Origin of the sequence: Gilliamella sp. B2887, from assembly GCF_026537015.1 — a bacterium.
Taxonomy (GTDB): Bacteria; Pseudomonadota; Gammaproteobacteria; order Enterobacterales; family Orbaceae; genus Gilliamella.
In genome coordinates this window covers 1-15138 of the sequence record NZ_JAFNMX010000010.1, presented here as the reverse complement: position 1 = coordinate 15138, position 15138 = coordinate 1, and the positions used below count along the sequence as shown (strand labels likewise).

Genomic DNA, 15138 nt, shown 5'->3' with positions numbered 1-15138 from the left:
ATAAACGTATAACGATTTATCGGCGTTTAACAAATACCATTGGTAATAATTATTTAAGTTATTTATCAAGTTACGTTTATTGCATATTTAAAAATAAAGAATTACTAAATAACTGAGAGGCAATTGGCATGATTCAATCTTTCATAAAAAAAGGAAGCTTTCAAGATTCGGTCAGTTTAATGTTAATTTCAAAAAAGCTGAGTAGTCTTGACGAAGTTGATGAAGTTTCCGTCATGATGGGGACACCAGCCAATAAATCCTTACTTACAGCAACGGGTTTTTGGAGTGATATATTTAATGAGGCTTCCCCGAATGATATTTGTGTTGCCATTAAAACGCATAATGATTCAATTAATGTTGTGGATCTAATCAGTGTAAAGCTTGAAAACTCGTTAAAAAATATCGTTCAGCAGCAAGGTAGCAGTAAATTACTCAAAGCAAGACGTTATGCTAGCGCAATTCAAAAACTACCTGACGCAAATTTAGTGTTGATATCGATTGCTGGTGAATACGCCGCAGATCTTGCTGAACAAGCCATTGATGATAATAAAAATGTAATGATCTTTTCAGATAATGTGCCTGTGACAGATGAAATTCGATTAAAAACTAAGGCTTCTAGTAAAGATTTGATTGTGATGGGTCCTGATTGTGGTACAGCGATTATTGCTGGTGCTCCATTGGCTTTTGCCAATGTGATTCCCAAAGGGAACATTGGGGTAATTGGTGCATCGGGTACAGGTATTCAAGAAGTCATCTCACAAATTGCGTTATTAAACCAAGGTATTACACAAGCTATTGGTTTAGGCGGGCGTGATTTATCGCAAGAGGTAGAGGGAATAAGCGCTTTAACCGCATTAAAGATGCTCGCGGCAGATGAGCAAAGTCAAGTCATTGCGTTTATTTCAAAACCTCCTGCTGAAAATGTGAGGGGAAAAGTTATTGCTTCCATGAAGCTGATTAAAAAGCCAATTGTGGCACTGTTTTTAGGATCAACTATCGACAAAGCACAAGATGAAAATATCTATTTTGTCAAAACATTAGATGAAGCAGCACGTTTAGCGTGTTTATTAGCCAAAGTAGAAATAGTTGCACATCAATTACATAAGGTAGCTAACAAAACGATTTCAGGACTTTATACCGGTGGAACTCTGGCTTCAGAAGCTGCGATACTACTTGCACAAGAGTTACATTTATCAGTCAGAAAAAATCATGATAAAGGCATATTGCTCGATGAAAACGGTCATAAAATTATTGATCTTGGAGATGATTTTTACACTGTTGGACGACCACATCCAATGATTGATCCTTCTATTCGTGAACAAGAAATTAGTAAACTAGGGGAACAAAAGTCAGTTGGGGTAGTATTACTTGATTTAGTGATTGGTTATGGCGCTAACTCAAATCCTGCTGAATCAATTATTGCCGGATATAAAGCAGCCAGTGCAGCGCGCTCAGCGGATAATCCCTTAATTGCTATCGCTACGGTAACGGGCTCACAGCAAGATCCACAATGCCGTAGAAAGCAAATTGATACCTTAACAGAGAATAATATTGTGGTGATGGATAATCTGTTCGAGGCGATATTATTAGCTAAAAAATTAATTACACCAATCACATCATCAAATTCACATAAAACATATCCTTTGCTTAATCATATAAGCGTAATCAATGCTGGATTGCGTAGTTTTGCAGAAGATCTTCAATCATCCAATGTCCCTGTTGTGCATTATCAATGGACACCAATAGCTGGCGGAAATCCAACATTAGCGGCTATTTTGAAAAAATTAAATTAAGAGGTTTTGACGAATGAATAAAGTAATTAATGAAGCAAACCAAGCCATTATGGAGCGAATCAAAGCCGCTAGACCACATTGGATTGGGGTAGTTGCTGCGAAAGAAGCTATACCGACTTTAGCACAAAATTATAAGTTATTACATGCTGGTCCTCCTATTGTCTGGCAAGATATGACAGGACCAATGCAGGGGGCATGCATTGGCGCCTGTCTGTTTGAAAAATGGGCGAGTGATGAAAAACAAGCTTTGGATTTATTAGAAAATGGTGGAGTTGAATTCATTCCATGTCATTCCGTTAATGCGGTTGGACCGATGGGCGGTATCACTTCAGCCAATATGCCAATGTTAGTTGTTGAGAACCTCACTCATGGTAATCGAGCGTACTGTAATTTGAACGAGGGTATTGGCAAAGTAATGCGCTTTGGTGCATATGGTGAAGAAGTACTCAATCGTCACCATTGGATGAAAGAGTCGTTAGGACCAGCATTAAATGATGCTCTTAAACTGTTTGAAAATGGAATTGATCTTACAGCCTTAATGGCACAAGCCATTACTATGGGTGATGAGTTTCATCAACGTAATATTGCGGCTTCAGCTTTATTGCTAAGAACATTGTCACCTAAATTAATTATGCTTGATCGCAATAAAACAGAACTGGCTAAAATATTTGAATTTTTAAGTGTAACGGATCAGTTCTTTTTAAATCTAGCGATGGCATTTTGTAAATCGGTCATGGACAGTGCAGCATATCTTCAAAAAGGGACTATTGTTACAGCTATGACGCGTAATGGTAAAGATTTTGGCATCAAGGTCAGTGGTTTAGGTGATGAGTGGTTTACTGCACCTGTTAATACTCCGCAAGGTCTATTTTTCACTGGCTATTCACAAAATGAAGCCAATCCAGATATTGGTGATAGCGCTATTACTGAAACTTTTGGTATTGGTGGTGCGGCTATGGTAGCTGCGCCAGGAGTAACCCGATTCGTTGGCGCAGGTGGCGTAGATATTGCATATGAAGTATCAGAAGAGATGAGTGAAATCTATCTTGACCATAATATGTTGTTACAAATTCCATCTTGGAACTTCCAAGGATGCTGTTTAGGTCTTGATCTTCGCCGCATTGTTGAAACGGGTATCACGCCTTTAATCAATACTGGCATTGCCCACAAAAAGGCCGGTGTGGGTCAAATTGGTGCAGGAACGGTACGTGCTCCATTAGCCTGTTTTGAAAAAGCACTCGAGGCATTAGCCAAAAAACTTAAAGTTTAATTTATGAAATGTAAATATGCAGAGAATAAATTACAAACAAAAGCGATAAGTACTTCACTTACGGCAACATCATTTGCTGCCGATGCAAATCGGCAGTTTTTCATGTCATCAACCCAAAATCACTTACAGCAATTTAAACCATTAATCATCAGTGCCCATGCACCAAATGTAGAGGGAAAATTATCTCTATTTAGTTTACATGAACATACAGTGAATTTAATCAATCACCAGCAACAATTAGTCACATTACATCAATATGGTAGTGGTTTATCACCTATGGGTTGGGTTGTTAAAACCGATGATTTTAATGTAATTCAAACTATGCTAGCTAATGATCATTTAACTCTAAGACAACAGAGTAATGGTGATTTATTACTCGGCGATATTTTGTTAAGTTATAATACTCATATCTGCAATATGACATTAAAGAGTAGAACACACACCGAATTAGATAAAACCGCGATTAGACAATTATTCATGCAGATAAATTATCCAACAGGCTTATTTGGGTTACTTCGAGAAAATATTGTCAACAACCCCGCACCAGAACTAATAAGTTTATGTAATAGGTTGAATAGTTTAATGTTGGGGGAAAGAGTAAATATTACTCAATTTATTGGATTAGGTCCGGGTTTAACTCCTAGCTTTGATGATATTATAGTCGGAATAATTGCAATACTTTTCTGTGATCATCGTTTTAAACCCAAAATACAACGAATAAAAACGACATTGCAGAATTTGCCATTAGAGGTATTGACAACAACAATTAGTGCTACATTTTTAAAATATGCATTACAAGGTAAATTTTCATTACCTGTTTTAAATGTTATTGAACGCCTGAATCAACATAGGTATAACCATTGTGCAATTCATAATCTTTTAAATTATGGACACACATCAGGAGCCGATCTTTTATTAGGGATCTGGTTGGGTATTGATCGTTTTGTTATAAAGGATTGAATAATGTTAGATACAGAAACTATGCGAACCTTCACAAAAGTAGTTGAGTGTAAAAGCTTTTCCAAAGCAGCCAAATTGTTATTTAAAACTCCAGCTGCCATTAGTTATCGTATCAAATCATTGGAAACGGATCTTAATACTCAATTGTTTGAACGCACAACACGAACAGTGTCATTAACTCTTGCAGGTCAACATCTCTATGAGCATTGCAGCCAATGGCTACTTTGGTTGACTACTATGCCTGAAGAGCTACATCAAATACGCAATGGCGTCGAACGCAAAATTAATCTGACCATTAATAATTTACTCTATGATGTTGATGCGGTCACGGAGCTATTAAGCCATTTGCAAAAAAAATTTCCATTTACTAATTTTACCTTTAATCGACAAGTATATATGGGCGTTTGGGATTCGTTATTATACGGTGAATATCATCTTGCTATTGGGGCAACAGGAACTGAATCATTAGATAATATGATTAATATTTTTCCATTAGGTGAAATTAATTGGGTTTTTGTTGCAGCAAAAAATCATCCGATCACTCATCTAGAAGGTCCGTTATCAAATGAAACATTACGTAAATATCCCGCTATAAATATTGAAGATACATCAATTCATATGAATAAACGAGTTGCGTGGCTATTGCCAAGTCAATCTGAAATTATTGTGCCTAATATTACAACCAAATTATCCTGTCATTTAAAAGGGCTAGGGATTGGATTTTTACCACGTTCGGTTTGTCAAAAGTATTTGGATTCGGGTGATTTAATTCAATGCCAAGTGATTAATGAACGTAAACCTTCACCATTATCTTTAGCATGGAAAAAGTCGCATATGGGAAGAGTGATGAGCGAAATTGTTAATTTATTTAAGTTCCACCATCCATTAGCCAGTAGTTTTTTAAAAAATATCGATGTAAAAAGATAAACAATTCATCACAACTAAACGTGATTGTTAACAAATAAACAAGACTTAACTCAAGGAAAATCACATGTTAGATTTAGATAACTATGATCAAATTAATCCACCAGCACGATTACTGATGGGACCCGGTCCAATTAATGCTGATCCACGTGTAACGCGAGCAATGGCTGCGCCTTTAATTGGTCAATTCGATCCTGTTATGACTGATTATATGAATCAAACGATGGCGCTTTATCGTGACATATTTAAAACCAAAAATGAACAAACTTTTGTTATTGATGGCACCGCCAGAGCTGGCATTGAAGCTGTTCTTGTGTCAACCCTTCGTCCAAGGGATAAAGTGTTAGTGCCAATATTTGGACGATTTGGTTTATTACTTTGTGAAATTGCTCATCGTTGTAGAGCAGATGTGCATACTATTGAAGTGCCATGGGGAGAAGTATTCGATCCTAATGTAATTGAAGATGCCATAAAAAAAATTAAGCCACGCTTGTTACTTTGTGTGCAAGGTGATACTTCAACTACTTTACTTCAACCATTAAATAAAATTGGTGAAATTTGTCGTAGATATGGTGTACTTTCTTACGTTGATGCAACCGCTTCAATTGTTGGTAACGATTTAGAAGTCGATAAGTGGCAACTTGATGGTGTGTCAGTGAGTTTGCAAAAATGCTTGAGTGGACCTCCAGGCGTGGCTCCTTTAACATTAAGTCCAAAAATGGTTGAAATCATTCAAGCACGCAAATGTGTTGAACTTGGTATCCGAGATCAAGGGGATAGCAGTGGTAGTGATGAAATGATATATTCGAACTATTTTGATCTTGATATGATTATTCGTTATTGGGGATCTGAACGGATTAATCATCATACTGAAGCTACCTCTATGCTTTATGCAGCCAGAGAGTGTGCTCGTATAGTATTGCAAGAAGGATTGGATAATGTCATTGAACGTCATCGCATTAATGGTTCGGCTATGGTCGCAGGTTTACAAGCAATGGGACTTGATTTGTTTGGTGATATTAAACATAAAATGAACAATGTGGTTGGGGTTATACGTCCAGAAAATATTAACGACCTAGAAGTACGTAGTTTAATGCTCAATGATTTTGGTATTGAAATTGGTGCATCTTTTGGTCCTCTAAAAGGTAATGTTTGGCGTATTGGTACTATGGGTTATAACGCTAGAAAACAGTGTGTTTTACAAACATTAACTGCCTTTGAAGCAGTATTAAATCGTGTTGGTTTCAAAACCATTCAAGGCGCTGGATTACAGGCGGCTTGGAATATTTATCAACAATAAATCATATTTTTATAACAAACACTCAATTATAGTTTAACCATAAAAATCAAAAAATAATGCTTTTTAAAAAAGCAGAGCAATACTCTGCTTTTTGTTATTAAGATGACAAAATTCTCTATTTCAATTGAAAATTGAATTCTTTTTTCAATTTTGTCTTACTCGTTAATCCTTTAATACTTCTCAAAAAAGTAAATAATATAATGAAATCTAAATATTAATTTGCATTATTTCCCTTAAAAGCTATTATGTTTTTCATATTTATTTATAGATAGGAATTACCATGATTAAGTCTTGTTTTTCGTTAATTTTATCTGCTTTTTTATTAGTTTCTAGTTATTTAAGTTACGCAGATAATGCAACAACTTATGTAGTAGGCGCCGGTGGTACGTACCGACCTTTTGAATATGAAAATAATCAGCGTCAGTTAGAAGGCTTCGATATTGATATTATTCAAGCGATTGCTGATGTTGAGAATTTTAACATCAAATTAATTAATACACCTTGGGATAGTATTTTTGCAAGTTTGAACAATGGTGAACGTGATATTATTATTTCAGGTATTACTATTACCGATAAACGAAAAAAATCGGTCGATTTTTCGTTTCCTTACTTTCCCGCTGAACAAGTAGTTGTGACCCAAGCAAACTCTAGTATTACTTTATTGGAAGATTTAAAAACAAAAACGGTTGGCGTTGTAAATGGCAGTACGGGGGATGTGGTTGTTTCAAAAGTTTTAGGAATGAATAGCAAAGCGATCAAACGTTTTGATAATACTCCTCTTTTGTTGCAAGATCTTTATGAAGAAGGGATTGATGCTGCGGTTAGTGACGTTGGGGTAGTTAAGTTTTATATTAAAATGCATCCAGGAAAAGATTTCAATCTAATTGCTGATCAAAATTTCGAAGCTCAATATTTTGGTATAGCTGTTGCCAAAGGAAATGATAAATTACTAAATAGTATTAATGAAGGACTTAAAAAAATTATTGTTAATGGTACTTATGCTACCATTTATGCAAAATGGTTTGATGAAAATGTACCAACTTTGCCCATTAATTAATCTACAGCAATAGGATATTTGATTTATGCAGTTTAATTGGGAAGTGATTAGTGATTATTTGCCTCTGTTTATTGATGGCGCAATAATGACCATTACCTGTACTCTAGTTTGTGTAGTGTTTGGTACGTTTTGGGGATTAATTTTAGGTCTTGGTCGAGTCGCTCAAGTAAAGCACGGTATTTATAAATACACTTTATCAATATTAGTGAAATGGCCAATTAAAATTTATGTAAGCGCCTTTCGCGGTACCCCTTTATTTGTTCAAATTATGGTTATGTATTTTGTTATCATGCCATTTTTGTTACACCCTCGAGAGGGTGTTTTGGTCTCAGATTATTTAATATCGCCTGAAACCGCGCGTTATTTACGAGTGCAATATGGTGCATTTATTTCTTGTGTTTTAGCGATAACTTTAAATGCAGGTGCCTATATTTCAGAAATCTTTAGAGCTGGCATTCAATCTATTGATAAAGGACAAATGGAAGCTGCACGATCTTTAGGTATGAGTTATAGTAGTACTATGCGTAAAGTAATTTTACCTCAAGCTTTTCGACGAATGCTTCCTCCTTTAGGTAATAATGCGATTGCGATTTTAAAGGATTCTTCCTTAGGTTCGGCAATCGGATTGGTTGATTTAGCTTATGCAGCAAGAACGGCTGGTGCGGCGAATGCAGTTTATACTGAACCTTATCTAGTCATTTCTTTAGTTTACTGGTCTATGACATTTTTATTATCCCTACTGGTTAAATATATGGAAAAAAGGTTAGGCAAAAGTGATTCACATTAATAATCTACAAAAGCAATTTGGCGATATCCATGTATTAAGAGGTATAACATGCGATTTTCAGGAAAAAGAAGTTATTTCTATTATCGGTCCTTCAGGATCAGGTAAAAGTACTTTTTTGCGTTGCATTAATGGGTTAGAGGATATCACCGCAGGTGAAATTGAAGTGAATGGCTTTAAAGTACATGATCCAAGAATTCCTATTAATCGCTTGCGAGAATCTGTGGGTATGGTGTTTCAACGCTTTAATCTATTTCCGCATATGACAGTGTTAGATAATTTGATTTTAGCACCTCGTGATGTCAAAAAAATGGCTAAATCCGAAGCTATTACCAAAGCAGAAAGTTTATTAATTAAAGTCGGATTAATTGATAAGATTGATGCTTACCCAAGTCAGCTTTCAGGTGGTCAACAACAGCGTGTTGCCATTGCTAGAGCTTTAATGATGGATCCTAAAGTAATGTTATTTGATGAACCAACTTCTGCACTCGATCCCGAATTGGTTGGTGAAGTTCTAGCTGTCATGAAATCATTAGCTCAAGAAGGTATGACAATGGTGGTTGTAACTCATGAAATGGGCTTTGCCAGAGAGATGTCAAGTCGAGTGATTTTTATTGATCAAGGAATTATTCAAGAACAAGGATCACCAGATCAGATTTTCAAAAATCCACAAAATGAACGGACACAGTTATTTTTAAGTAAAGTGCTCTAGTTATTCATTTAGTTAATGATTTGAAAAAAACCGTTCTTAATAGAACGGTTTTTATTTACAGATAAAAAAATTGTTCAATTAAGCTTTGTATTTTTTCATCACAATTGAGGCATTCGTACCACCAAAGCCAAAGCTATTTGACATAACGGTTGTTAATTCACGTTCGGTTGGTTTTGTAATAATATTCATGCCAACTGCTGCTTCGTCTAATTCATCGATATTAATACTTGGTGTAATAAAGCCATGTTCAAGCATCAATAATGAATAGATAAGCTCTTGCGCACCTGTTGCACTTAATGAATGGCCCGTCATAGACTTAGTTGATGAGATTGCTGGAATATTGTCACCAAATACTTGTTTGATTGCCCATAACTCTTTTACATCACCTACTGGTGTTGATGTACCATGAGTGTTGATATAATCAACTGGCACATCTAAATCTTGAATAGCAAGTTGCATACAACGCATTGCACCTTCACCTGATGGAGCAACCATATCATAACCATCTGATGTTGCACCATAACCGACTAATTCACCATAAATATGAGCGCCACGCGCTAATGCATGTTCTAACTCTTCTACAACAACCATACCAGCTCCGCCAGCAATAACAAAACCATCACGATTGGCATCATAAGCTCGTGATGCTTTTTCTGGACAGTCGTTATATTTCGTTGATAACGCACCCATTGCGTCAAATTCACAAGACATTTCCCAACAAAGCTCTTCACCACCACCAGCAAAAACGATATCCTGTTTGCCCAGCTGAATAAGTTCAGCAGCGTGACCAATACAGTGCACAGACGTAGCACAAGCTGATGTCATAGAATAACTCACACCTTTAATTTTAAATGGTGTAGCTAAACAAGCTGAAATTGCAGATGACATTGATTTCGTCACTGCATAAGGACCAACGCCACGTAATCCTTTCTCTTTCATACCAGCTACAACATTATATTGAGTTTTAGTTGAACCACCGTAACCTGCAATTAAACCAGTACGTGGATTAGAAACTTGTTCTGGAGTTAACTTAGCGTCTTCAATAGCTTGTTGTAAAGCGAGATAACCATAAATAGAAGCATCGTTCATAAAGCGAACTATTTTACGGTCAATGAGACCTTTAGTATCTAATTTAACATTTCCGCAGATATGACTACGCATTCCGCTATCTTTCATTTCTTGTGAAAAAGTAATACCACTACGGCCAATTTTTAAAGATTCTAAAACTTCTTTGGTATTATTTCCAATACTTGAAAGAATTCCTAATCCTGTTATAACAACGCGTTTCATACAATATTCTGCTCCTAAATTATCTGCTTCTAACAAAAATTGATGTGATTATAGCGTACACTTGTAAGCTCAACAATACCTGAGTAATTCTTTTATCTTTATTTTTTTGTTAATAAATTGATTATTAATATATTAATTAAAAGAATGCGACATTGAATTGATTAAGAATCTTCAAGTTATTGATAGAGTGATGGCTTCAGTTTGGCAAATTAATACCGATTAAATAGCCACACACTTGCAGAGTGTGATGCAGTTACGATATACTGTATATAAACACAGTTTTATGGTGATGCTAAATGAATGAAAAAATGATTGCGAAACTTGAGATATTAGCCGAATCGGCAAAATATGATGTCTCGTGTTCATCGAGTGGATCAACGCGTCGCAATAAAAATAAGGGTATTGGTAGTGCAAGCAAGAGTGGTATTTGCCACACATTTACTGCCGACGGGCGATGTGTATCGTTACTTAAAATTATGTTAACTAACTACTGCATGTTTGATTGTGCTTATTGTATTAACCGGCAAAGTAACGATATTCCTAGAGCAGGTTTTACTCCGCGCGAACTGGCTGAGCTGACCATTGAATTTTATCGCCGAAACTATATTGAAGGGTTATTTATAAGTTCGGGCATTGTACGCAGTCCTGATCATACTATGGAGCGCATGATCCGCGTAGTGAAAATTTTACGTAGTGAGCACCATTTTAATGGCTATATTCATATGAAAGCGATCCCTGGTGCCAGTGATGAACTGATTAATCAAGCTGGATTGTTGGTTGATAGAATGAGCGTTAATTTGGAAATTCCAACCGAAGAAAATCTCAAATTACTTGCGCCAGATAAAGATCATAAAAGCATTTACCAACCTATGCGCCAAATTCATCAAAATTTGCTTGAGAATATAGAAGATCGTAAAAAATTTAGATCTACGCCTAAATTTGTACCAGCAGGGCAGAGCACACAAATGATTATTGGTGCAACGGATGAATCTGACAAACAAATATTACAACTCACTGCCAAGCTTTATAAGCGACCGAGCATGAAACGAGTTTATTATTCAGGATTTGTTCCTGTAAATGGTTATGATAAACGTTTGCCTGTTGTGCAAGATGTACCACGCGTGCGTGAAAATAGACTTTATCAAGCCGATTGGTTATTACGGTTTTATGACTTCAATGTTGATGAAATTGTTAACGATAGATATCCTGACCTTGATTTAACCATTGATCCCAAACTGTCTTGGGCGATCCGTAATCCGCAGTTTTTCCCAATTGATATAAATCGTGATAGTTACCAAAAAATATTGAGAGTACCTGGTATCGGCGTTAAATCAGCCAAATTAATTGTCATGGCAAGGCGTCATCGCCGTTTAACATTTGATGCACTCAAACGGATTGGTGTAGTGTTAAAGCGTGCGCAGTTTTTTATTATTTGTCATGATATGAAAAAATTTAAAATACTCGGCTCATCAGCAGAATATATTAAATTGTCTTTGCAAGATCCCCCTTTGTTGGAAGATCAAATAATTCATCAACCGCATCAACTCGTAATGGGGTGGTAGAGTATGTTAGCATTTTATTACGAAAAGACGTTTGAAGGTGTGCTATGTGCGGTATTTGATGCTTTTAAACTCAAAAAAATGCCCGAATGTTTATTAGCAGCAGGACAGGTGGAACCATTACTGGTGACCGATAGACATCATGTCGAATTTCGAGAATTTAAGTATGAACGTGTGCGCGTAGCATTAATCAATAAATTGAGTAAAACTGCTTTACGACAATTAATGTATGTATGGTTATCTGAATTACCAGATAGTGACTTAATTATCTTTCGATATATTTGCAAAGTGTTTAAAGCCACAAAATCTATCGAAACTGATTTTGCCGATCCCGATGTACTAACGGTGCGCGAAATTGCGAAAAAAGTGAGTAACGAACGTCATCGTATGCTTGAGTTTATTCGTTTTAATGCCATAAAAAATCCACTGAAAAAAATGCATAAGCAAGCATCAGATGACGACGAAAATGAAGTATGCGAAAAAATCTATTTTTCTGTGATTGGTCCTATTTATAATGTACTACCTCTAGTACTCACTTTTTTTAAAGATCGTTTTGCAGATCAAAAATGGGCAATATATGATGAAAAGCGCCAATATGGTTATGTCTATGATTTGAATAGCATTGAACAGGTATCATTGGTAGATAAAGATGATTTAATTATTAATAGTCAAGTTAATCAAAATTATCTCACCGAAGATGAGGTGCTGTTTCAAACAATGTGGCTAAAGTATTGCAATGCGATAACTATAAAAGAACGTATGAATCTCAAATTACAACGCCAACATATGCCAAGTCGGTTTTGGCGATATTTACCCGAAATGAAACTCGCAGTAAAAGATTGCAATGATAATTAGAAAAAAATTTTATAAAATACATAAAAAACCGCCAAACAAGGCGGCTTTTAAAAATATAATTAATTGAGCTTATTGAGAATCTATGTCATTAATTATGCTATTAATGCTTTCTTGCCGTTGCTGCTGTTTTTGCTCATCAACTTTACCACCAGACGCATTAAAATCATTACGTTGGAAGTAAGCATTACGCATAAAGTTATAAGGATCATCACTATTTTTAAGCAAATCTTCATACTCAATTGCCATAGCGCGAGCTTCAATACCATCAAATACGCTTCGGACTAATGCCCATTCCCAATCTAACCAAACAAGTGGCGGATATAAAGTATCGACAATATCACCACCTTCTTGGCGGATTGTTGCAGAACCATAGAAAGGTAACACAACATAGGGACCATAAGGTGTATCATAATGACCTAATACATCACCAAAACTACGTTTAGAACCTTTTTGTAATTGTGGATCAGCCATACCTGCAACATCAAATAAACCGGCTACACCAAAAATGGTATTTAAAAAGAATCGAGCTAAATGTTTACCTGCTTCATGACCTTCACCTTGTAGAGCACTATTGACCATTGATGCGGGTTCTGAAAGGTTAGATGAAAAATTAACGACTCCTTTACGTATCGGTGTGGGTACATAATCTTTCCAAACAACTGCGGCAGGTCGCAAAATGTAAGGATCGAGTGCATAATAATTAACATTAAACATAGTTCTATTGAACCCAGATAACGGATCAGAATAACTATTTGTCTCAGGCTGATAAGTTGCACAACTTGTCAGTGCCAAAACCGTAAACATCATACCTATTATTTTTTTTTTCATAATGTTACCGAATTATCGAATAAAAATGGTAAAGTATTGAATGAACATGATTGTATCATGTTTACTCAAAATAGAAAATTTTTCATGATTTGAATAGCAATGTTTGTTAAAATTTATTAAAATGCATGCTTCTATGACCTCATAGTTAAATGGATATAACGAGCCCCTCCTAAGGGCTAATTGCAGGTTCGATTCCTGCTGGGGTCGAAGTGTTTAATATCGTATCCATTTTATTTAAATCATTTTTTATTTCTATCAATCAAATAATAGATATTTTATAAATAGTATTTTTATCTCATTCAAAAATAAAACGCTATTTATTTAACCTACTGAGGATTTATTACTTTATTAGATTCTTCAATTTAATAGATTGGTCTATAAATAATGTGCAATTTTAAGAATATTTATAAAGTAAATAATTGCATGACGTAAAAAGATCTTTAAAAAAGGTTTAAACTCATTAAGTGCAAATTATCATTGTTCCTTAAAGGAAGAAGTAAGCTAAATAATCGCATTTTATGAAAAATAGCATTAAAAATAAAGATTAACATTTTGAATAGTTGAAATTTTTTAGTAATCTACTTTACCTTCTCCATTTTAAGCCCAAATGAGCTTATAGACAAAATTATTTATTGTTTTTTTTGAAAAAAATAAAAGGATTATGTCTTAATTGCTATAGAGTTAACGTCACAATATAGGTTAAAATAAAACCTATCAATTATTAAAAATCATTTTTACATAAAAATCCATTTACTAAATATTAGAAGTCTCGGCTAAACAATGATTAGTAATAACCATAAATTTGTATAATATCCGATTAATATTAAATAAAATTATTTAATTAAAAACTAGTATGATAAAGCAAATATAGCTATTAAAGCTGATTAGCAACTTCAATTTGCTTTAGTTAATTTTTTTACACTAAAAGCACACAAATTATGGTGGATTAATTATCATTAAAAGAATTTAAAATCTAACTTTCTTTCTTATTTTATAATTAATTTTTAAAACGTTAATAAAAAACTGTACGGGAAAATGGAACTTATTGTGTAGTAAAAAGTTATGAAAAAAGAATATAAAATTAAAAAATAAGGGGTTAAGAAGAAAAAATTCCTCCGGTGATCAACACCAGAGGATCATATGCAAGGGATGACGCATATAACGAGAAAGTTGTTAAATAATAGAATTTTTAATCTTATTTTGTCAAATTTGATCTGAAAAGAAATCGTAAAAAAAATTTCAAAATATTGAAATTGATAGCTAAACCGTTAATACCAATGTTTATATAATTTACAGGGTAATTAAGTGTCTATTTAGTAAAAAATATGGCAATAAATGTAAATAATTCGAAAATAAAAAACAAAAGTTAATTATCTGATTTTTCATTGAACAATAAAAATTGAGATGTTTTTATAAAAAATTTCATTCACGTATGGATCGTTGATGTAAATTCTTTTCTTACAATGTTTAAATGACAAATCGTTATTTTTTTTGATTATTTATTAATTATATCTGTAAGTTATCTTCTTAAATTAAAATTAAAGTATTTTTCAAAAAAAGGTTGCAAAATACACGAAACAGGGTATTTTATATTCTTTTTTAGGTTATTTTTTAACACGAATTCGCTTCAGATTTGAATGATGTTTCTCAATAAAAAAATCAACCTTTTGTTGTCAAAGTAAAGTTAAATAATTGTTCATAACAATAGCAACAACAATAACAACAATAATCTATATTTCGTAAGCATGAAATACTAAAAGAGGATAACATGGATAAAGGATTAACCCATCTGATCAATCCATTGGA

At 34.4% G+C, this 15138-nt stretch carries 12 protein-coding genes and 1 tRNA gene; 11 read left to right on the top strand and 2 right to left on the bottom strand.

The window, feature by feature from the left end; all coding sequences use genetic code 11:
- The first annotated feature begins 128 nt into the window (after positions 1–128).
- The 8 genes from fdrA (at position 129) to J3U13_RS08455 (ending at position 8800) form a co-directional block, all read left to right on the top strand.
- Positions 129–1793, top strand: coding sequence for an acyl-CoA synthetase FdrA (gene fdrA, locus J3U13_RS08490; protein WP_267341440.1), 1665 nt, complete (start codon positions 129–131; stop codon positions 1791–1793).
- A 13-nt stretch (positions 1794–1806) separates the two neighbouring features.
- The gene (locus J3U13_RS08485) at positions 1807–3063 is read left to right on the top strand and encodes a DUF1116 domain-containing protein (protein WP_267341438.1); all 1257 of its coding nucleotides are present in this window, start codon (positions 1807–1809) and stop codon (positions 3061–3063) included.
- 3 nt (positions 3064–3066) lie between these two features.
- Complete coding sequence (locus J3U13_RS08480; protein WP_267341437.1) at positions 3067–4023, top strand: DUF2877 domain-containing protein; 957 nt, start codon at positions 3067–3069, stop codon at positions 4021–4023.
- Positions 4024–4026: 3 nt separating this feature from the next.
- Positions 4027–4950: an HTH-type transcriptional activator AllS gene (gene allS, locus J3U13_RS08475; protein ID WP_267341435.1), complete on the top strand. Its 924-nt coding sequence runs from the start codon at positions 4027–4029 to the stop codon at positions 4948–4950.
- Between the two features lie 64 nt (positions 4951–5014).
- A complete protein-coding gene (locus J3U13_RS08470; RefSeq protein ID WP_267341433.1) occupies positions 5015–6247 on the top strand; it encodes a pyridoxal-phosphate-dependent aminotransferase family protein in 1233 nt (410 codons plus the stop codon).
- A 280-nt stretch (positions 6248–6527) separates the two neighbouring features.
- The gene (locus tag J3U13_RS08465) at positions 6528–7304 is read left to right on the top strand and encodes a basic amino acid ABC transporter substrate-binding protein (RefSeq protein WP_267341431.1); all 777 of its coding nucleotides are present in this window, start codon (positions 6528–6530) and stop codon (positions 7302–7304) included.
- Between the two features lie 25 nt (positions 7305–7329).
- Positions 7330–8091: an amino acid ABC transporter permease gene (locus tag J3U13_RS08460; RefSeq protein WP_267341429.1), complete on the top strand. Its 762-nt coding sequence runs from the start codon at positions 7330–7332 to the stop codon at positions 8089–8091.
- A complete protein-coding gene (locus J3U13_RS08455) occupies positions 8078–8800 on the top strand; it encodes an amino acid ABC transporter ATP-binding protein (protein WP_267341427.1) in 723 nt (240 codons plus the stop codon). The genes J3U13_RS08460 and J3U13_RS08455 overlap by 14 nt, the downstream gene beginning before the upstream one ends.
- A gap of 78 nt (positions 8801–8878) precedes the next feature.
- Here the strand turns inward: J3U13_RS08455 and fabB are convergent, their stop codons facing one another.
- Positions 8879–10090, bottom strand: coding sequence for a beta-ketoacyl-ACP synthase I (gene fabB / locus J3U13_RS08450; RefSeq protein ID WP_267341425.1), 1212 nt, complete (start codon positions 10088–10090; stop codon positions 8879–8881).
- 296 nt (positions 10091–10386) lie between these two features.
- Here fabB and J3U13_RS08445 point away from each other — a divergent pair, with 296 nt between their 5' ends.
- Together J3U13_RS08445 and J3U13_RS08440 are read left to right on the top strand one after the other, a co-directional pair.
- The gene (locus tag J3U13_RS08445) at positions 10387–11652 is read left to right on the top strand and encodes a putative DNA modification/repair radical SAM protein (protein WP_267341423.1); all 1266 of its coding nucleotides are present in this window, start codon (positions 10387–10389) and stop codon (positions 11650–11652) included.
- Positions 11653–11655: 3 nt separating this feature from the next.
- Positions 11656–12504 carry a TIGR03915 family putative DNA repair protein gene (locus tag J3U13_RS08440; protein ID WP_267341422.1) on the top strand — a complete coding sequence of 283 codons (849 nt, stop codon included), beginning with the start codon at positions 11656–11658 and terminating at the stop codon, positions 12502–12504.
- A gap of 69 nt (positions 12505–12573) precedes the next feature.
- Here J3U13_RS08440 and J3U13_RS08435 read toward each other — a convergent pair whose 3' ends face one another.
- Entirely contained in the window at positions 12574–13332 is a 759-nt protein-coding gene (locus J3U13_RS08435; RefSeq protein WP_267341420.1) for an MlaA family lipoprotein, read from the bottom strand.
- 135 nt (positions 13333–13467) lie between these two features.
- Between J3U13_RS08435 and J3U13_RS08430 the strand changes: the two genes are divergently transcribed.
- Positions 13468–13539 (top strand) — tRNA-Arg (locus J3U13_RS08430).
- The last annotated feature ends 1599 nt before the right edge of the window (positions 13540–15138 follow it).